General features: G+C 63.1%; 6 protein-coding genes and 1 pseudogene. 4 read left to right on the top strand and 3 right to left on the bottom strand.

The window, feature by feature from the left end; translation table 11 throughout:
• Window positions 1-370: 370 nt before the first annotated feature.
• From MB84_RS26620 to MB84_RS26630, 3 genes and pseudogenes are all read right to left on the bottom strand, one after another.
• Window positions 371-5,722, bottom strand: a complete 5,352-nt coding sequence (locus MB84_RS26620) for a hypothetical protein (RefSeq protein ID WP_052653910.1) — start codon at window positions 5,720-5,722, stop codon at window positions 371-373.
• A 434-nt stretch (window positions 5,723-6,156) separates the two neighbouring features.
• Window positions 6,157-7,089, bottom strand: a pseudogene (tnpC, locus tag MB84_RS26625) (IS66 family transposase); the annotation flags it as partial.
• Window positions 7,090-7,251: 162 nt separating this feature from the next.
• Complete coding sequence (locus MB84_RS26630) at window positions 7,252-12,765, bottom strand: hypothetical protein (RefSeq protein ID WP_052653913.1); 5,514 nt, start codon at window positions 12,763-12,765, stop codon at window positions 7,252-7,254.
• 1,701 nt (window positions 12,766-14,466) lie between these two features.
• Between MB84_RS26630 and MB84_RS26640 the strand changes: the two genes are divergently transcribed.
• From MB84_RS26640 to MB84_RS26655, 4 genes are all read left to right on the top strand, one after another.
• Window positions 14,467-15,687, top strand: a complete 1,221-nt coding sequence (locus MB84_RS26640) for an ISL3 family transposase (RefSeq protein WP_046289972.1) — start codon at window positions 14,467-14,469, stop codon at window positions 15,685-15,687.
• Window positions 15,684-16,313, top strand: a complete 630-nt coding sequence (locus MB84_RS26645) for a hypothetical protein (RefSeq protein WP_052653919.1) — start codon at window positions 15,684-15,686, stop codon at window positions 16,311-16,313. Before MB84_RS26640 ends, MB84_RS26645 begins: the two co-directional genes overlap by 4 nt.
• A gap of 75 nt (window positions 16,314-16,388) precedes the next feature.
• The gene (locus tag MB84_RS26650) at window positions 16,389-17,924 is read left to right on the top strand and encodes an MORN repeat-containing protein (RefSeq protein ID WP_084010135.1); all 1,536 of its coding nucleotides are present in this window, start codon (window positions 16,389-16,391) and stop codon (window positions 17,922-17,924) included.
• Between the two features lie 1,891 nt (window positions 17,925-19,815).
• Window positions 19,816-20,856 carry a soluble NSF attachment family protein gene (locus MB84_RS26655; RefSeq protein WP_052653925.1) on the top strand — a complete coding sequence of 347 codons (1,041 nt, stop codon included), beginning with the start codon at window positions 19,816-19,818 and terminating at the stop codon, window positions 20,854-20,856.
• Window positions 20,857-21,278: the final 422 nt, after the last annotated feature.

Consider the following 21,278-nt stretch of genomic DNA (forward strand, 5'->3'; position numbering starts at 1 on the left):
CCGTTGATGTTCTGCGATGCGCGCGACGCGATACCGCTGCCGCGCGCCGGGGCGAACCGCGCCGCGCGGCAAGCGCGACGATAGCGCAACGCCCGGCCCGAAACACCCACCGACCTCCTCCCGCCCCCCTCCCTGACGCGCCTCGGCGCGCCGCACCGCCGCGCGATCCATTGGCGCGTCAGACCGATGTTGGATTGCCGGCTTTAGCGTTGTGCCCGCATCGTCCCGGGCGGCATGAAGACCCGGCCCCGGCGTTGCAAAGGGCATGGGCTCGCCCCCAAGGGACGCCCGGCGTCCCCGGCTAAGCCATGCTGCGCACGGGCCGCGTATCCACCCGCGTGCCCCCGGGCTTCGCTTCGGCGTCACTTCGTTAACGCCTGCGTCCCGCGCTTGAGTGGCTCGCCTTCTTCACAGTTGAACCCGGGTTCAGCGCCTTGGCACTCTCGCTCGTCAGCGCAAGCTCCCCCTCGAAACCGCAGTGCTCCATTACCATCTGACCGCCCTGGATGCGAATGTGCGCGACGCCCTGCACACTCGCGTGACTCAGGTGCCGTAGGGAGAAGACCGCGGCCGCGGCCTCGTCGCCGAATCGTACCGTGCCCTTCGGGCCGAGCGGCAGGCACACCCCTTGGACCCGGAGCACGACGTGGTCTTCGGGGACCATCACCTTTGAGGGCATTGCCTTTTGGACCGGCACGGTCAACTCGTCGTTGGGACGGGTGCAGATGAGGATGCTTCGTTGCTCGCGGTCCGGGTCGGACCAGTCGAGGCCGCCCTTCTCTCGAACGACGCGGTGCATCGCATCGGCTCCATTCACAACCGCCGCGATCACAAGCTCGCGCGTGCGCTCGTCAGGAAATGCTTGCTCGAGCGCGTTCATCACCTCGATGACCAGGAGCCTCTGAACCTCCACGGTCATCTGGGTCATTGGCAAATCCGTCAGTGACGGCTTCTTATCCTTCGACCTAAAGCTTTTCGCCAATTCGTAGGTCGCGTGATCGTCGATCGTATTCCGGTCTCGCGGCACCTGCGCGTAGTGTTTGGACAGGCACTTCTTGCGCTCAGCCAGTATGTCGACGTCGTTCACCCGGAGGAACGGTTGATTACGCATGCAGCCCAGGAGCAACTGCCTGCCCAGCGCGCGCAGTGATTGCGTTCGCCGCTCCTTCTCCGAAGTATCCATGGTGCCTGCGACCTTTAGAAACAGGGTGCCCAAGCGAAGGCCGTCTGCATCAACGCCGAGATACTCCTCCCAGCTCACCTCCTGGTCCTGCAGCAACGCCTCATACTTCGCGTGGGCCGTCGGGTTCCCCTTATCGCGCAGCGCCTCCCGGGCCTCATAATCCAGGCCGTTTGTTGACTTGGCCCGCCAGAGCTCGTCACGATCCACGTCTTTGTTCGGCAGCGGCGGCCAGTCTCGAAAAGACAACATCGCAGGCCCCGCACAGTGCATGTGGGACTCAAGATGCGTGAGTTCCGTTTCTTGCTTCGAGACGCGCCAAGCCGCCAGGGACGTGTGTGTTGCCACCGTCTGCGCATCCAGCTCCCCATTGCCGATAAGGACCGGGGCGTCCCCGGGCTGCCGCTCGTCTTGCGAGTAAAACTTGATCGTGGCGTGAGCCGCTGCGCCCGCCTGGGCGTCGGGCGAGGTGTCGATGGTGATACGGTCCGGCCGTGCATGCGTCGCCCCGAACCGGGGCCCGCCATTGCCCTGAATCACTTTACCCGCCGCATACCGCCCGTGACAGAGCACCTCGACGATGCGCTGTTGCACGTCTTCATCGGGAAACGCGCGGCGAATATACGCGGCCAGCTTTTCGTACAGATGCGCTTTCACCGTCTCGATCTGTGCGTCCAGAGGTTGGCCCCGCATCTGGTAAATGTCGGCGCAATGGTCGACGGTTTGTCGCGCGGCTTCGACTTGTTCTGCGTTCTCTTCCGTGGCTTTGGTTGGTTCTGCGTTCTCTTGCGTGGCGTTCGATTCCTGCGGCTCCGGCCCCTTTGTTTCCCCCTTCGTCGCCTGCACTCGCGCCAGGGTGTCCAAGGCGCGGGCATACTGGCGCAACGTCCTTGTTTGATTGTCGTTGCCGGCCAAGGGGTTCTCGCCGTTCAACAGGATGAAGGCGTCCGGCTCGGGCCGCAGACACCGCTCCCACACGGTATCAGCCAACACAGCCGCTTCGGCGCCGAGGGCCAGGCCCGTGGTGCCGGTGCGCTTCTCGGTGTCGCGGGCCTGCTCGACAAACATGGCACCAAAGGGATACACGAACGAAGCCACCTCGTCCTCCTTAAGCGCGGCGTATCCATCGGTTTTTATCCGTTCCACCAGAGCGCCGCGATTCTCGTCGCCGCGCTCGCCGCCGCCCCGTTCAAACGCTTTAAGCAGCGCGTCGCGCTCCGACCTCTTGAGGATATTGGAGGCGGCCGCGTTCGTCCGACAGACCCTGCTCTGTGCCTCACTGACGCTCTGGGGCCTACGTTTAAACCGCTCGTTGTAGTGCACATTGTCCAGTTGCAAGCCCTCGGAGGTGACGCGCCAGTCCGCCTCGAAACTTCTCGAGGGGTCCGGACGCGCTTTCGCATCGGACGCTTTACCGCCGGGCTTCACCGTTGCGCGCTCACCCGGTGTCGTGCCGGCGGAGTCCATCGTGAGCGCAACCTCACCGGCATTGACACGGATACCCGGGAATTTGTCACTCTCCGTGGTGAAAATTTTGAAGACAAGCTGCGCGGTGTCCCGCTCCGGCAAGCGGGCGTGGTCGTTGCTATCAATGAGTTCGTGCGTCGCGTCCGCCCCGTAAAGCAGCAGCGCGCTGACTTGCTCCCACGCGGCGTCGGTCGCGCCGAAGCCGACGGCGGCCGCGCTCAGCGTATGACGAATCCGACCAAACAGCACATCGAGCAGGCGCTCTTTCACCCGCGCGCTCTGTTGGGCGGGCGACACGTCCTGTGCGATGTCAAGCGCACGCAAACACGCCTTGACCTTGGCTTGACATGTGTCGAGCGCAGCCTTCTCGGCCTGGTACGCGCGCACCACGTCGTCTCCCGAGTCCACCCCCGGGATCACACTGAAGACATTGCGCCACCCCGCCCAGTCGGTCTTGCCGAGCGCCTCCTCGGTTCGCAGGGTCTGATGCTGCAGGGCGCGGAGCGCATCAATGTATGCGCGCACCTTCAGTGCGTCATCGCCTGCCGCATCCGCCAATGCGTCCCCGCCGTTGAGCTCGACGACAGGGAGCCCTTGCTCGAACCTGTCGTACACATACGCCGCCAAGTCTGCGCGCGCTTGATCTTCGGTCTTGACGTTTGCCTGAGCAGCGGCGCGCAGCTCCGCGACGAACCGAGGGCCGACGCCAAGCTCGTGCGGCGGCAGCGTCTTGCTGCGCGGATCGCGCCGCTTAAGCGCGGCCGGCGGCGCGGCCAACTCCGAGGGCACGGTGGTCCGGGAGACGGCCGCGTTTTCAACGCCCACTGCGCGCTGTGCCGTGCTCACGTTTGCCGTGCTCACGTTTGCCTTACTCTTTTTTTGCGGCCTCAGCGCGAACTTCGCGTCGTACTTTACGAGGTCCAGTTTCGCGCCGGCTTTGGGGGAGACAAGCCAGTACGCCTCGAATTTTGTCGAAGCGTCGACCGTGTTCGCCTCGAGCTTTTCAGGACCGAACGCCACCGTATCGTCCGGCTTGAGCGCCGCACAGCCCGAGGCGATCGTGACCGCGACCGTGCCGGGCTCGACACTGATATCGGGAAAATTCTCACTCGCCCGGGTGCAAATGTGGAGCGTGAGTTGCTCGGTGTCGCGCTCCGGAAAGCGCGGGCCGTCGTGCGCAATGAGCGTGCGCGTCACGTCGGGTCCGTGCTTCATTAGCCGCAGGAGCCGCTCGTACAAGCCGGGGGTGTGGCCGACCTTCAACTCGATCTGCGCAAGCAACGCGTCGAGCAGCTTCGCTTTCACCGAGGCGAGCTGCTCTTCCCGCGACAAGCCCTCCTTGAGCTCAAGCGCTGTCGCGCACGCCAACAGCGCGCTTTCGCAGTCGGCGAGCAAGGCGTCCGCAGCCTCAGAGTTCTCTCTACGCCGTCTCTGTGTACCGAAACCACCGAAAAACGGCGCAGGCTTTTGGAGCGCCTCGCGCGCCTCGAACGCGACCTCAGTCTGTTCCTCGACACGGCGCAGCGCATCCAGGAAATTGAGCGCATTGCGCACGACCTCCGACCCATACGGCATGGCATCCTCACCGTCCAGCAGGACGAAAGGTTGCTTCTTCTTGAGCGCGTCACACAGGCGCTCCTCCAGCACAACGCGCGCTTTGAGTGCGGCCGCCTGTTTTCTCGTCGCCTCGACGACGGCCGCCGAGAAGAGCAGCGACGCGTCGCGATAAGTGTTCTCGTCGAGGGCCCTGCCCTCATACGTTACGGTACGGTCTTTCGCCAAGCTTTGCGTCAGCTCGCGGTAATGCGCGCCGGCGGCGATGACGCCCCTCGCCTCAAAGCGCTTAAGTCGCGCCTGGGCATCGTCGTCCCGAAGCGCCGACAGTGACGGCGTGTTTGACAATTTATTGTTGCGCGCCACCTGCCTCTCGGAGAAGAGGTGGTACCGTGTGGGTTCACGCACCCCATCGCCGCGCGGGTGCGCGGAAAAGCACGTGGTGTTGCGCTCGAAATTCGTAAGATCCTCCGAGTCCAAGTGCGCCGCTTGGGGGGCGGCGTCCGGGGCCGACGTCGGTGCTTTAGGACTAAACGCAAACGCAATGCCCTTGAGCCGAAAGTAGTTGGCTATGCCCTCGAGGAATTTTTCCAGCCACTTCGGAATCCAAACACTACCTGGCGCGCCCATGCGCACCGTTTGCTCATGCACGAGCTTGGTGGCCAGACGCTTGTCGAGAAGCACCCGGACGTTGTCACACCCTGCGGTGAGCGTCCCGACGCCCGCGTCGCGATCGTACTTGGACGTAATCCACACCGCCCGCCGGACGTCCAGCATCGTCTGGTCGCCGCCTGCGCTCGCGTCCGGTGCACGCCGGGCAGGCTCGTTCGGATCGATGAACGAGGTCTCGGCCGTCTCATCCAACGCATTGCTGCGCACCTCGCTGAGCTTGGCAGGCTTGGCCGTCGGGTCCGGCTCGCTCGGGTCCGCGACCATCCTCCCCTTGGCGTTGCCTGCGCTCGCCTCCGGCGCGCGCGGGGCAGGCTCGTTCAGATCAATGAACGAGGTCGCGGTCGTCTCATCCAACGAATTGCTGCGCGCATCGCCGCGCCTGACAGGCTTGGCTGCCGCATCGGTCGTAGGATCGCTCGAGCGGAAGGTCGTCTTCATCTCAAACACCACGCGCTCGCCTGAGGTGACAACATTAATGAACTGCTCATGGAGCGTGCTATTCGCGGGCCGCAACTTATCTGGCACGTCCAAGACATCTCGGTTTGCCAACATGCACGCGATGTCCACGGCCATCGCTTGCACAATACGCTTTGGCGTATCGGTTTTAAGCAACGGTTCGGTGATCGCGTCGGCCAGGCGGATCAGCAGAGCGGTGCCGGCATCGCGCTCGAGAAGACCGGGCTCACGCTTAAGCATCTTGGCGGCAATCGGCACGCCATCCAAGCATAGCGTAATCGGGGCGGCGGCCCCCGATCGGGCATCGCCGATCGGCGGAAAATAAAGCGCCTGCATGGTGTTGCCCACCGGGGCGAAGTCCTCCACGCCGATGCTGACATCTTCGGTGATCATGCTCCCGATCACCGGTTGCGGGGACGGGCCCCTGAGCGGATTGATTGGCATACGGCGTCACTCCGTGGAAATAGGTGCCGGAACCCGGTGAGACGGGTGAGCGCTGACGGGGTTGATAAACCAAGCACGGGCTTGCTGGGCGCTCCGGGTGTGTGGGCGCGCCAGGCCGCGCCGCGGGGCGCGAGCACCGCGTCCCGCGCGAAAACGCGCCGCGTCCGGCCGACAATAGCTCGATGGTCTCAATGGCTTGAGTGTGAGTCTGCGCGTTTAACGGCAACGCGAGTCTCAGGTGAACGCCTGAACTTCGCCCCCGTGACGCCGGTCTCGCCTCGTTAAGCGAGGCTTCGGCCCGCCGGACCCGACATGATCCCCGCGCCGGGCGTAACCCCGGTGAGCACCGGGTGAAGACACCCCCCGGGGCACATTGCCGTCACTCAAGCGGCGACGGGTGCCCAACAATGCGGCGGAAGTGCGGCGATGTCGTCGGCGCGGTGGCTCGGCAAGCGATTGAGCACGTCTTTCAGACAGACGGAGGGATCAGGGTCGTTGAGCTGCGCCGATCGAATCAAGCGCATGATCGCGGCGGCCCGCTTCCCGGCGCGCAGCGATCCGGCGAACAACCGGTTCGCCCTTCCGGTTGCCCACGGACGAATCTGGTTTTCCCACCAATTATTGTCGAGGGGCACGTACCCATCGTTCAGATGACGCGTGAGCGCCTCTCGGCGCTTGCGGCGGTAGTCGAGCGCCTTGGCGATCGCCGATCCTTCGGAGACCCGGCCGCGCCGGGCAAGCAGCCACTCGTGTAACGCGTCGGCGGTCGGACGAGCGCGCTCCTGGCGAACTTCGCGTCTATGCTCGGGCTTCGGCTCCATGATGTCGCGCCCGACGTCGTAAAGCATGCCGAAGGTCCTCAGCGCCTGCTCGGCAATCCGGCGCTTGCGGTTGATGTGTAGCTCGAAGAACTTCCGTCTCGCATGCGCCATGCATCCAATTTCAGTGATGCCCGGCTCGAACCCTGCTTTGTAGGCGCTGTCATCGTCGCATACCGGCTTGCCACGCCACTGGCCACGGAACGTGCGAGCATGTTCGCCGGCACGGCTGTCGGCGAAGTCATGGACCGCCGCGCGTATGGCCGCGAACTGCGTCGTGGCGTACGCCCGGACGTTCGTGCGCTGCGTCTTTCCTTGGCCGGGAACCACCGTCTGCACCGGCGTTTCGTCGGCGTGCGGCGCCGCGCTGCAGGCGCGACGATAGCGCAACGCCCGGCGCGAGACACCCGCCGACCTCCGCCCGACCCACTCCCTGACGCGCCTCGGCGCGCCGCACCACCGCGCGATCCATTGGCGCGTCAGAGCGATGTTGGATTGCCCGCATTAGCGTTGTGCCCGCATCGTCCCGGGCGGCATCAGGACCCGGCACATGCCTTGCACAGGGCAAAGGCTCGCCCCAGGGGGCGCCCGGCGTCCCCTGTTGAGCCATGCTATGCACCGGCGCGTACCACCCAACGTGCCCCTGGCTTCGCTTCGGCGTCACTTCTTAAATACCAATGCGCTCGCCTGCTCCAACGTCAGGGGCGGGGCCAACTTGTCCGCACTCGCGCGCGTCAGCTCAAGCTTCCCAAGGAAACGGCCGTGGCCCACTGCCATTTGATCGTCTTGGATGTGAATGTGCACGGTACTCATCAGTTTCACCGTCTTCAGGTGCTGTTTGGCGAAGACCGCGGCCGCGCCCTTGCCGCCGACTCGTACCGTGCCCGTCGGGCCGAGCGGCAGGGACGCCTCCTTGATCTCGACCACGACGTGGCCCTCGGGGACCTCGACGCCAACCTTTTCGGGCTGCGCCCCCAGGACCGGCTTCACCAAGTCGTCGTTGGGACGGGTGCAGATGCGGATGCTTCGATGCTCACTGTGCGGGTCTGACCAGTCGAGGCTGCCCGCCTCTCGAATGATGCAGTGCATCGCATCCGACCCATTCACCACCGCCGCGATCACAAGCTCGCACGTGCGCTTGTCGGGAAATGCTTGCCTGATCGCTGCGAGCGCCTCGTCGACCAGGCGCGTCTCGACCTCCGCTACCAGGTCGTTCATTGGCAACTCCCACAGGTCCGGCTTCTTATGCAACTCAAAGCTTTTCGCCAAAAACTTGACCGCGTTGTACTCGGTCGCATTCCGGCCTGGCTGCCGCTTGGCGTGGTAAGCGGCCAGGTACTTCTTGCGCCCCGCCAATAAATCGACGTCGTTCAACCGGAGAAAGGGTTCATTACGCGCGCAGCTCAGGAGCAACTGCCTGCCTAGCGTGCGCCGTAATTTTGTTCGCCGCTTTTCATCCAAAGCATCCAAAGGGCCTGCGACCTGCAGATACTTGGTGCCTCGCTCAAGGAATTCCGCATCAAGCCCCCATCGCTCATCCCAGCGCACCGTCTCGCCCCGCAGCAACGCCTCGTACTTCGCCTTGGCTATCGGCCTCCCCCGCTTGCTCAACGCCGCCCGGGCCTTAAGATCCAGGGCGTTGACCGGCCGCTCCCGCCAGTTGCGAAGATCCAACACCTCACCACCCATACACTGCAAGCGGGACTCAAGGTGCACGAGTTCCGTTTCTTGCTTCGAGACGCGCCACGTCGACAGGGACGTGTGCGTTGCAGCCGTCCGCGAATCCAGCTTCCCATTGCCGATGATGACCGGGGCGTCCCCGTGTTGCCGCTCGTCGTGCGCGTGAAACTTTATCGTGACGTTATCCGCTGCGCCCGCCTGGGCGTCGGGCGAGGTGTCGATGGTGATACGGTCCGGCCGTGCATGCGTCGGCTCGAACAGAGGCCCGCCATTGCCCTGAATGACTTTACCCATCGCATAGCGCCCATGACAGAGCACCTGAACGATTCGCTGTTGCACGTCTGTATCCGGAAACTCGTCGCGGATGTACGCGACCAGCTTTTCGTATAGATGCGCTTTCACCGTTTCGATCTGTTTGTCCAGAGACTGGCCCTGCACCTGGTAAATGGCGGCGCACTCGAGGCGGGTTTTTTCCGCGGCTTTGGCTTGTTCCGCTTTCTCTTTCGTGGCTTTCGATTCCGGCGGCTTCGCCCCCTTCGCCGCCCCCTTTGTCGCCCGCTCTCGCGCCAGGGTGTCCAAGGCTTGGGCATACTTGAGCAACGTCTTCGTTCGGTCGTCGTTGCCGGCCAAGGGGTTCTTGCCGTTCAACAGGAGGAAGGCGTCCGACTCCGGCTGCAGACACTGCAGCCACAGGGTCTTAGCCAACACAGCCGCTTCGGCGCCGAGTGCCACGCCCTTGGTGCCGCTTTGCTTCGCGGTGGCGCCGGCCTCCTCGACAAACATGGGGCCATAGACGTACGTGGACGGACTGACCTGGTCATCGTTAAGCGCTGCGTATCCATCGGTTTCTATCCGGGCCATCAGCGCGCGGTGGTCCTCGTCGCCGCTCACGCCGCCGAGCGATTCAAAATCCTTAAGCCGCTTGATGCGCTCCTCCCTCGTGCTTTTCTCGGCGACGGCCGCACTCGCCTGATGGACCCTGCTCTGAGCCTCACTTTCGCTGCGCGGACTACGTTTAAACCGCTCGTCGTAGTGCACATTGGCCAGTTCCAAGCCGTCCGTGGAGGAGACGAGCCAGTCCGCCGTGAAACTTCTCGAGGGGTCCGGGCGCGCTTTCTCACCGGACGCTTCACCGTCGGGTTTCCCCGTGCCGCGCTCCGCCGGTGTCATACCGGCGGAGTCCAGCGTGACCACAACCTTACCGGGATTGACACGGATGCCCGGGAATTTGTCATTCTCTTTGGTGAAAATGTTGAAGACAATCTGCCCGGTGGACGGATCCGGCAAGCGGGAGTCGTCGTTGCCATAGATGAGTTCGTGCGTCGCGCCCGCCCCGTAGAGCAGCAGCGCGCTGATTTGCGCCCGCGCGCCGTCGGTCGCGCCCAAGCCTTCGGTCATGCGCAACTCCCGATCAATCCGCTCAAGCAGCGCGTTGAGCAGGCGCTCTTTCACCTGAGCGCTCTGTTGCTTGTGCGACAAATCAAGCGGCAGGTTAAGCGCTTCCAAGCACCGGTTGAACTCGGCTTGACATTTATCGAGCTCGACCTTCTCAGCCAAGTACTCGCGCACCACGTCGTCTCCCGAGTCCACCGCCTCGACAAAAAAGTGCCCGACATCGCGCAACCACGTCCAGCCGGTCTTGCCGAGCGCCTCCTTGGTTCGCAGGATCTGATGCTGCAGGGCGCGGAGCGCATCAATGTAATCGCGCACTCTCGTTACGTCATCGCCTGCCTCATCCGCCAATGCGTCCCCGCCGTTGAGCTCGACGACAGGGAGCCCTTGCTCAAACCTGTCGTACACATACGCCGCCAAGTCTGCGCGCGCTTGATCTTCGGTCTTGACGTTTGCCTGAGCAGCGGCGCGCAGCTCCGCGACGAACCGAGGGCCGACGCCAAGCTCGTGCGGCGGCAGCGTCTTGCTGCGCGGATCGCGCCGCTTAAGCGCGGCCGGCGGCGCGGCCAACTCCGAGGGCACAGTGGTCTGGGAGACGGCGGCCTTTTCAACGCTCCCTGCGCGCTGTGCCTTGCTCACGTTTGCCGTGCTCTTTTCTTGCTGCCTCAACGCGAACGTCGCGTCGTACTTTACGAGGTCCAGTTTCGCGCCGGCTTTGGGGGAGACAAGCCAGTACGCCTCGAATTTTGTCGAAGCGTCGACCGTGCTCGCTTCGAGCTTTTGGGAACCGAACGCCACCGTCTCGCCCGGCTTCAGCGCCGCGCAGCCCGACGCGATCGTGACCGCGACCGTGCCGGGCTCGACACTGATATCGGGAAAATTTTCACTCGCCCGGGTGTCAATGTGGATGGTGAGTTGCTCGGTGTCGCGCTCCGGAAAGCGCGGGCCGTCGTGCGCAATGAGCGTGCGCGTCACGTCGGGCCCGTGCTGCATTAGCCGCAGGAGCCGCTCGTACAAGCCGTCGGTGTGGCCGACCTTCAACCGGATCTGCTCAAGCAACGCGTCGAGCAGCTTCGATTTCACCAGGGCGAGCCGCTCTTCCTCCGTTGAGCCCGCCGGGATTTTAAGTGCTCTCTCGAAGCCCAACAGCGCGGTTTCGCAGTCGTCGAGCAAGGCTTGCTCGTGCGCGGCCGCGTCCCATAGCGTATCTAATGATGTACCGAACAAAATGAACGACTTTTCAGCCGCGTGAAACGTCTCGCGCGCCAGCTCCGCGACCTTGGTCTGATGCTTGATACGGCGCAACATAGCAAGGTAGTCGCCCGCATTGCGCACGTCGTCTGCCTCATACGGCATAGCGTCCTTACCGTCCACCCAGACGAACGGCCGCTCCTGCTCTATGAATGCGTGGAACACCCGATTCTCCAGCGCAGCGCGCGCTTCGCGTGCGGCTTGCACGTCCCTCTTGGCCTGAACGCCGGCCCACCCGAGCAGCCAAGGTCCGTCGGGATAAACGTGCTTCGCGAGGGTGCTGCCCTGATACGTTACGGTACGGTCTTTCGCCAAGCTTTGCGTCAGCCCGCGGTAATGTGCGCCGACGGCGGCGAGGCCGCTCGCCTCAAAGCGCTTAAGTCGCGCCTGGGCATCGCCGTCCCGAAGCGCCGACAGTGACGGCGTGTTTGGCAGAGTCGCGTTGCGCGCCACCTCCGTGTCGGAGCGGAGGTCGTAGTGTGTGGGTTGATGCACCCAATCGCCGCGTTGGTGCGCGGAAAAGCATGTCGCGTTGCGCGCGAACTCCGTAAGATCCGCCGAGTGCATGTGCGCCGCTGGGGGGGCGGCGTCCGGAGCCCACGTCGGTGCGTCAGGAGTAAACGCAAACGCAATGCGCTTGACCCGAAAATAGTCGGCTATGCCCTCGAGGAATTTTCCCAGCCACTCCGGAATCCATGCGTTGCCTGGCGCGCCCAGGCGCACCGTTTCCTCATGCACGAGCTTGGCACCCAGACGCTTGTCGAGAAGCACCCGGACGTCGCCACACCCTGCTGAGACTTTTCCGAGGTGCCTCTCGCGATCGTACTCAAGCGCAAACGACACCGTGCGCCGCACGAGCATCATCACCTTGACGCCGCCTGCGCTCGCCTCCGGCGCGCACTGGGCAGGCTCGTTCGGATCAATGAACGAGGTCGCGGCCGTCTCATCCAACGAATTGCTGCGCGTATCGCTGAGCTCGGTAAGCTTGGCCGTCGGGTCCGGCTCGCTCGCGTCGACGACCATCTTCCCCGTGGCGCCGCCTGCGCTCGCCTCTGGCGAGCGCGGGGCAGGCTCGTTCGGATCAATGAACGAGGTCGCGGCCGTCTCATCCGACGAATTGCTGCGCGTATCGCTGAACTCGATAAGCTTGGCCGTCGGGTCCGGCTCGCTCGGGTCGACGACCATCATCCCCGTGGCGCCGCCTGCGCCCGCCTCCGGCGCGCGCCGGGCAGGCTCGTTCGGATCAATGAACGAGGTCGCGGCCGCCCCATCCAACGAATTGCTGCGCGTATCGCCGAGCGTGACAGGCTTGGCCGTCGGGTCCGGCTCGCGCGGGTCGGCGACCGCCGCATCGGTCGTAGGAGCGCTTGAGCGGAAGGCCGTCGTCATCTCAAACGTCACACGCTCGTCTGAGGTGACAACATTAATGAACTGCTCATGGGGCCGGCTATTCGCGGGGCGCACCCTGTCGGGCACGTCCAAGACATCTCGGCTTGCCAACATGCACGCCGCGTCCAGGGCCATCGCTTGCGCAACACGCTTTGGCATACCGGTTCCAAGCAGAGGTCGGGCGATCGCGTCGGCCAGGCGGATCAGCAGAGCGGTGCCGGCATCGCGCTCGAGAAGAGCGGGCTCGCTCTCAAGCATCTTGTCGACAATCGGCACTCCATTCACGCATAGCGTAAACGGGGCGGCGGCCCCCGACCGGGCATCGCCGATCGGCGGAAAATAAAGCGCCCGCATTGTCTTGCCAACCGGGGCTAAGTCCTCCACACCAATGCTGAAATCTTGGGTGATCATGCTCCCGATCGCCGTTTGCGGGGACAGGCCCCTGAGCGGATTGATTGGCATGCGGCGTCACTCCCTGGAAATAGGTGCCAGAACCCGGTGAGACGGGTGAGCGCTGACGGGGTTGATAAGCCAAGCACGGGCTTGCGTGGCGCTCCGAGTGTGTGGGCGCGCCAGGCCGCGCCGCGGGGCGCGAGCACCGCGTTGCACTCGAAAACGCGCCGCGCCCGGCTGCCAATAGCTCAATGGCCTCAATGGCTTGGGCGTGAGTGTGCGTGTTTATCGGCACCGCGTATCTCAGGTGAAGGCCTGAACTTCGCCCCCGCGACGTTGTTCTCGCCTCGTTAAGCGAGGCGTTAGCCCGCCGGACCCGACCGGATTCCCGCGTCAGGCGTCACCGTGGACGCGCAGGGGGTGGTCACCGCGGCGGGTGGGGAACGCGTGGGGAGCGGGTGGGGTGCGGGCGGGGTGCGGTCGCGAATGGGGTTGGGCTGCGGATTTTCCCTGTGCCGTTCGTCACGTGAATGGCGAGACTTGTCGCCGCGGTGTTGGCAGGCCCATGCGTCATGTTTCGTCATATTTCGTCACCATTCGTCATGTGAGCAAACGGCATACGGGTCCAAAGTTCAGAGGTCGTGTTTGCGCTAAATTGAATGTCGTGTTTGCGGGTTCAGGCTCGTGTCCGGCATTGCGTAAGGAGCGCCGGCCATGCACGCATCCGGCACGATCAGCTTGTCGATGACCGAGCTTGACCGGTTGACGGTGGGACAGGTCCCGTGTGAGCGGTGTCTGAAGTCCGCCCAGGCGGCGGACCGGCTCAGTTTGAGCGGGCGTCGACAGAGCGCCGCGCGTTTCGCGCTGGGTAGTGCGACGCGTGGCAACACGTGGCAACGCGTGCGGTGCGCGCGGCACCCCGAGAACCGGAGCGCAACCCGGGCCGTCGACGCAGACGGCGCGCTTGCCCATGTGCCGGCCTCACACAGGCTGCGGCGGATGCCCCTGGGAGGTTCACACCCTGCCGCGTCCGGTGTTCGACGCTCAGCCCCCGCGTCGGTGGGGGCTCGGTGGGGGCTCGGCGGGGGGGCGGCGCCGCCCCGCATGCCATCAAGTCGGGTTGCGGCGCGTCCCGCAGTGCACCCCACACGCGCCCCCCCGCTCGCGGCCCACGCGTGACCGGTTTGGGGGTGCGCGCGTGGATAACGGGGCTGCCGGCCGCCCGCAGGCGAATAGCCGCGGTGGGCGGCCGTCGCCGACAGCCGCCCCCACCCCGGTTCGCCCGTCGCAAAAATCAGGTGTTCGCCTGAAGTCGGTCGGCCCGACGACGTCGAGAATGGACGGCATTCCATTCACCGCGCGGGGCTGTCGCCGCGGGGCACGCCGCGATCCGCGCCGCCCTCGCGCGCCGAGCGCCCGCTTGGCCTCCCGGCGTTGGGCCATTCCCGGCCCGACGACGCGCGACCCTCCGCCCCGTGCCATCCCAAAGGGTTGTATCCATGAAACCAGCCGCCCCGGCTCCAGCAAACGCGCTGGGCACCCTCCCAACGCGCGCCGTCCCGAGCGATGAGATCGCGGCCCAAGGAACCGTCGCGCAAGAGCGCCGCCGCGCCCAACAGGAAAGACTGAGTGAATCGGTGACGCAGTATCGAGCGCGAAAACTTGCCTATGCCCATGCAGAAAAAAAGGTTCATCGCGCAATAGCGTGGAGGGATTTGACAAGTTTTCGTACTCTTGATGGCAGGAATTTGCCATCAGGAGTGCGTGGAGATGCTGGATCGCAAGCTGCTGGAGTCGCTGGGAGGCTGGCAGGGCTATGCCGTCGAACGCGTGGAGTGGCCCGAGGGCACAGGGCGCACGCTGTCGATCTATTTGAAGCCAACCGCCAAGGTGATGCTGTGCGAGCAGTGCGGCGCACGATGTCGCCAGGTCCATGAGACCACGGTGCGCCGGGTGCGAGATCTGCCGTTATTTGAGTACCGGGTTGTTCTTCATGTTCCACGCCGGCGCTTGTTGTGTGAGCAATGCGGTGGCCCGCGCCTGGAGCGGCTTACTTGGCTGGGTCGCTACCAGCGGGTGACGGATCGGCTTGCGGCGGCCTGCAGCCAATTGCTGCAATCGAGCAACGTGCAGGCGGTGGCGAGGTTCTTCGAGCTGGGTTGGCATACCGTCAAGACGCTGGACAAGGCCCGGCTCCGAGCGTCAGTGCGCGAACCGGATTGGTCCAGGATCGAGTATTTAGCGATGGACGAGTTCGCCCTGCATAAAGGGCATCGGTACGCGACGGTAGTCGTCGATCCGATCAGCAGGCAGGTGCTGTGGATCGGCCCAGGACGCTCACGCGAGACGGCTCGGGCGTTCTTCGAGCAATTGCCGCGTGGGGTCGCCCAACGCATCAAGGCCGTAGCCATCGACATGACTACGGCCTACGAGTTAGAAATCCAGGCCCACTGCCCACGGGCGGAGATCGTCTATGACTTGTTCCATGTCGTGGCCAAGTACGGACGAGAGGTCATTGATCGGGTGCGCGTGGATCAGGCCAACCAACTGCGCCAGGACCGTCCCGCGCGCCGGGTCATCAAATCGAGCCGCTGGCTGTTATTGCGCAACCGCGACAAGCTAGACCGGCAGCAGGCCGTCCGGCTCGACGAATTGCTGCAAGCCAACCAGCCGCTGCTGACGGTCTATGTCCTGAGGGACGAACTCAAGCGGCTCTGGTTCTACCGAAGACCTGCCTGGGCAAAACAAGCCTGGCACCACTGGTGCGAGCAGGCCGAGCAAAGCGGAATAGCCCCCTTGAACACCTTCGCTCAGCGTCTGAAAGGCTATCTGCATGGCATCCTGGCCAGATGCCGACATCGTCTAAACACCAGCATCGTTGAGGGCATTAACAACACTATCAAGGTCATTAAGCGGCGCGCCTACGGCTACCGAGACCAGGAATACTTCTTCCTCAAAATCCGCGCCGCCTTCCCCGGTAATGCTCAATGAACCGAAAAAAAGCCGTTGCGCTGTACGCCGGCGCTGCCGGCAGCTACGCTTGCGCCTCGAAGAAAAAAAACGCAGCCGTTATTCTCGGGAATTTGAAAAACAAATTTGAAGACCTGAAACAAGCGTATGAGAGCTTTCTGGCCAACCACAGGATTTGCGAAGCATTGGGTGTCGTGAATGAACTCACCGGACACTCGATCGACACGTGTCGGAATGAATTTGAATATTATCTCAATAAAATAAAAGAATCATTTGAAAAAAATTCAATCGAATTAATCCAACACACCAAATGCCTTTCTCCAAATAGAGAAATTCTCAAAAAAGAAAAAATCGAATACAACAATAGAAAAAACGAACTGGAGGCGGCCATAAAACAACACGCCCACTCATACCACAATACCAATGTGATACACATCACAGAAATAGAAGACGCCATGTCTGATATTAAAAATAAAATATCAGACATGGCATACGCTCATAAACACTTGAACGCAATATACACACTGAGCGGCGGATTGAACGACAGAGACATGGATGTCCTTGAGAAAAATCACCACCAACTACTCTCCATTTCAAATCAATATTTAATTAGACTTGAAAATATAATTTTCTTTGCCAAAACATAAAATGCACCGGCTTACGTATTAACCGCCGGAATTAATAAAGCGTTCATTCTGGCGTCCGATCACGCGTCAAATCGCGTGCGCGCAAAAATTGGTGGCGCCGGAATTTACGAAGGCAAATTGAAAAATGGGCTACCGGAAGGTCACGGATTTTTTAAATATCGGAATGGATGTCGTTATAACGGGATGTTGCACGCCGGCCTTCCGCACGGATCGGGCATCCTGCATTACGCCAGCGGGTCTACCTATGACGGACAATTCGCGGCAGGCGTTCCCCATGGGAGGGGCGTCGCACATTACGCAGATGGATCCACATATGAGGGAGAATGGAACTCAGGTGTGCCACATGGGTCGGGCGTACGGGTGTGGGCCGACGGCATTCGTTACGCGGGCGACTGGGTCGCAGGCGTGCCGGAGGGCGCAGGCGTTTATCACAACGTCGATGGTATAAAAATTGACTTGTTAATGAAGAACAACTATTGCAGCGACATACAACAAGACAAAGAAAATTTAGACTGCTACCATCAATTACTGCTTGGCGCCACCGGACAAACTTATCGCGGCTATGCGGAAGCGGCCATGCTTCGCTGCGCAAAGACAATGGAAAACGCGTCTTTCGATACCGACATCCGACGCGACGAATACATCAACTATCGAAATAACATGTTCGAGCTCGTCGAGCAGTCCCACCAATGGTCGTTACTCAAAAAACATGACCGTCTGCCCGTGTGGCGTGAAAAAATGAAAGTCGGTGGCAAAGGCATACTCTTTGAACCGAATTTGGACGGTCATGCGGTAAAAGTTGAGATGCTACCGCCAAAATTAGCAGGTGGTCGCTATATCGTTTCAATTTACAACTCCGGATATGGCATTCATTTTCATCGCAGACTTGATAAAACCAACAAATTTGAAACGCGTCTAAGCGTTTATTTTGACGCCGTCAAAATTGATTACCTTCAGAAGATATTCGTAGAATGCTCCCCGTTCTTTGTTGACGGCTTCTATGAGTTCATCCTTAACAATCGAAGTCTTGCCTCCTCCCACGTCGGCGATGCTGAGAATCATTACAGAACCACACACCAGGAGATGCAATCAAAGGCTGGAAATTGCACGACAGAAAGCTGGATGGCCGTGTTCAAAAACAAGGCCTTTCAAATGCATGAAAAATCAGGCTTACTCCATTACAACCGGTTTCGCAACGAAATGTTGAAACAGGTTTTGGACGCCGAATTGGAAAAGACAGGCACGCCGACTCTGAGTTATGGCCAACATAGAAGAATTATGACAACCCTGTCCACAGTTCAGCAAACCACCATAGAAAGACTTGAAGCCATAAAACGCAAGGTCGATGACTTACGCCCCAAAAAGTCGATCGAAGAAGTTTTCAGGCAGAGCGCCGAGCGACTGTATCCCGGCGAACCGCACAAGCAAGACACGCTCACCGCTTGCGTCCAGCCAGAAAAACTGCAAAGCAATTTGGAGGCTATCCACTCTGATAAAAGATGGTCATTCAATGCGGTACTGATGGCGTCCGCTTTCTCAAAAATTGTCAAAAGAGAGCTTGAAATCCTGGAAGTCAAATCGCTCAAAACAATCCGGCAGCGCATTGATTGATCCCCTTTGAAATGCGACGGACGCTCCCGTGCGACATCCCAAACCCGGGCGCGCCGCAGCCGTGCGCAGGGTCGCCGCGAAGCGAGGCGCACCGCGCGGCCAACGACCCGACCCCGCGCGCACGTCACGGCGTTATCACGCATGGACGCGCCCGGTTGCCGGGTTGTTTCCAGGTCGCGATGGGGTCAAGCTCGAGACGGCCGCCCTGCCTGCGGATGCGGGTGCCCGGCGCCGGCCGGCTGAGCCGTCACCGTGGCCCCGAAGAGAATCGGCTGACGCGGCCCCGATCCACCGGGCGAGCGCGGGGCGCTGTGAGCGCGCTGGGTTGGCGCTCGCCACGGTCTGAGCGGTTTTGCCATCCCCTGCTGACGGCCCGGGCAATCGGTGCCCGTGTCCGCCTGTTAGCTACACGCTTGATGCGGTTGCGCCTTGGCGGTTGCCCCTTGGCGGATACCCCTTGACGCGTGCGCAACGCGCGCGGGTGCTGAAGGGATACGACGGGCGCGAGCCCGTCGATGCGGCTCGCCCGCGCCGTGGAAGATTACGCGTTTCCGAAGGCACGGGCGCGTTTGCGCTCGCGTGACCACGAAACCGCGCACCTCAAGCGGCGCATCGACAAGCGCCGGCACATGCCGGCCGGGCGCAAGTCCGAGGAGCTCACGCGCCGGCTCGAACCCACGGGCACTGCGCCCGGCGGGTCCGCCCGCCCACCAAGATACCGCCCAGGCCCCCGCACCGATGCCGCGCGAGTCCGGAGCGCGCGTCGATCCGCCCGCGGCAGACGTTTGCCGCCGGTGCGGTGGCGGCCGCAAACCCTTGGGCGAGGCCGTCGCAAAACCCCTCGAGTCCGTGCGAGCGCACCGGCGTGTGAATCGCCACCGCCGGCCCAAGCCGCCGTGTGCGGGTTGCGATGCCGCCGTGCCGCACCCGGCGCCGCGTCAACGCCCCACACCCGACGCCCGACACCCAACATTACGGGACGGATCGCGCGCTTACCCCGCCGACTACTGAAAAAGACAACCGGTACGGCACGCACGCTGAGACCGACGTGAAGTGCGCCGACCCCTTCCTGAGCACGGAACGGGCGCTGTGCTCACGCAACGCCACCGCCGGGCGGCGCCAACAGGCGTCGAGAATGTGCAACAGCTTGACCCGGCTGACTCACTCGACCCACTCGACCGGCTCGACGCGGTGGCGCGCAACGCGGCAGACATCGTGCGCTCGTGGCGGTGGCCCGCCGATCCGCGCGCCCCGGTGCTCAGGTCTCACGCGCGCGGCGGCAGGCTGTCGAGGGACCCTGGCCGGGCGCCACGGGCGCGGCCCCCGGTGGGGACAAAATGGCGCCGTGGCCCCGGGGCCCCACGCCTGCGGTCGTGACGCTCAGGCGGTCAGGGTCGGCCCGCTCGGCCCGTCGCCTGAGGGCCCGCCCCCGGACTCGCGCGTCACCCGTCGGGCGGGGCACGCGCGATGGCGGGGCGAGCGGCTTGCAGGGCCCGGGAGCGCCGCCGGACGGAGGTCAAGGGCGGCGGGCGGCCCGCGCGCGGCGGTCGACGTGCGTGTCACCGCGACGGTTTGAGGGAACGCCGGAGGGAATGCCTGAGGGGACACCACGCCGCCGCAGTGCGCGGCGGCACCGCGCCGTTGCACTGAGGGCACAAGTCACCCACCTGACCGCGCGCGCCAGGCGCATCGTCGCGCCGCACGCCAAGCAACGACAACCCGGCGCTGCGTCGATGCCAAGCGGTTGGGCGCTCGGGCCACCGCCCAGGCATGCGCAGGCTGACCGGCCACAGTCAGGTCTTTACCCGAGGTGCGCCGCCGACGGCACCGACTACTGTCAGGTGCCGCCGCTTCACCCTCCCATCACTCACACTTTTGCCAAGGACTTGCCATGCATTTCGATACGGCTATCGCCAAGATCAATAACAACGCCACAATCGCTTTCCCAACCAAAGAACTTGATAAAAACCTCAAGAAGCGGCTGGAAACCCTGAATTTCAATGACCCGCTCGCCGTCAAGGAGCTCCATGAGATCGTCGCCAAAACCACCCTTGTCGAGAAAATCTGCGACGTCTTCTTCTACGGGGGAGAACTCCGAGCGTGTCATAAGGCCTGTACCACCCTCTTCTTTTTCAAGATCGCCGAACGACGGGGACAGCCCATGGACCACATTCCGGGCACCCGCGAGGAGGCACTCAAGACCGTGGCCACATGGATGTCACCCGTCGCACAAACCGAACTGCTGGCCGCGGTGAAAGATCAGTCAATCAGCAACGCGTTTTCCATGTACTTCTCCGTCCATGACCGGTATTTTTTGGCTGCCAAGGTACTCCTCATCCAAGAGGCCGCCATGCCCGACAAGGACGCGAAAGACGGCCCCGGGAAGATGACGCACAGTCACGTGAAGCTCCAGGCGGCCGCGGACCACTTCCGGACCGCGGGCTTGTACTACGCCAATCAAGCAAAGAACCCCGCGCTTGCCATCGCAAGCTTTCAGTTGGCGCAAAATGCCTACCGGGATGTGCGGTGGCTGAGCCAGGTCGCGGAATGCAAACAGGCGGTCGGCGCCGTCCTCGGGAAAAAGGGATTGAACGGCGAGGCCGCAGAAGCCTTTATCGATTCCGCCAAGACTTTCGAGGAGACCGCAGCCGACTACGAGAAGCAGGGAGACAAACATTTCGTTCGGGTGTTCACGCAATCCGCGGCAATCATGTATAAGACCGGCGCCAAATTCTTCGAGAAGGACAAAAAGCCAGTGGACGCCGGTGATCACTTCATGAAGTGCGCCGACCTCTACCGGGCGATTGGCGATCACGCGCGCGCGAAAAAGAACTATCAGAAGGCGGTCGACTGTTACAACAAGGGGGGCCCGTCCGAGAAGCTGACCCTGGCCAAGGAGCAGGTGCAAGAGCGCAGCCAGCCGGCGGCCTGAACCCGCCGACAGCGGTCCTTGCCGAGCGCGGGCCCCGCGCGTCGACCCGCGGGTGGCGCGCCCCGAACGGACAAGCGTCGCCCGAGTGACGGCGCAGCGCCCCCCGGGCGCTCCCGGGGCGGGCGGCACGGCCGAGCGCTCGGGCGGTCGCCCTCGGGATACCGGCGCACCGCAGCCCGCCCCCGGGGGAGAGCGGCCCCGCGGCCAGCGCCGGGCACGGCGGCCACCGTCCGGGCAGGATCCGCTTGCCGCCGGGGGGTCAGGCGGGGCGCGCGCGGGTGTGCGCAGACTTATCGGCCACGCTCAGGTCTTTACCTGAGGTGCGCCACCGGCGGCACCGAGTACTGTCAGGTGCGCGCCGGCAGCGGCGTGCCGCCGCGCCCCCCTCACCTCACTCCCGCTCGTGCATCGAACCGGCCATG

The sequence above is a fragment of the Pandoraea oxalativorans genome, from assembly GCF_000972785.3.
GTDB lineage: Bacteria > Pseudomonadota > Gammaproteobacteria > Burkholderiales > Burkholderiaceae > Pandoraea > Pandoraea oxalativorans.

What these genes read in the sequence shown, in the direction of transcription:
- MB84_RS26645 (WP_052653919.1), top strand. Translation starts at nt 15,684, where the DNA reads ATGAACCGAAAAAAAGCCGTTGCGCTGTACGCCGGCGCTGCCGGCAGC.
- MB84_RS26655 (WP_052653925.1), top strand. Translation starts at nt 19,816, where the DNA reads ATGCATTTCGATACGGCTATCGCCAAGATCAATAACAACGCCACAATC.
- MB84_RS26640 (WP_046289972.1), top strand. Translation starts at nt 14,467, where the DNA reads ATGCTGGATCGCAAGCTGCTGGAGTCGCTGGGAGGCTGGCAGGGCTAT.
- MB84_RS26620 (WP_052653910.1), bottom strand. Translation starts at nt 5,722, where the DNA reads ATGATCACCGAAGATGTCAGCATCGGCGTGGAGGACTTCGCCCCGGTG.
- MB84_RS26630 (WP_052653913.1), bottom strand. Translation starts at nt 12,765, where the DNA reads ATGCCAATCAATCCGCTCAGGGGCCTGTCCCCGCAAACGGCGATCGGG.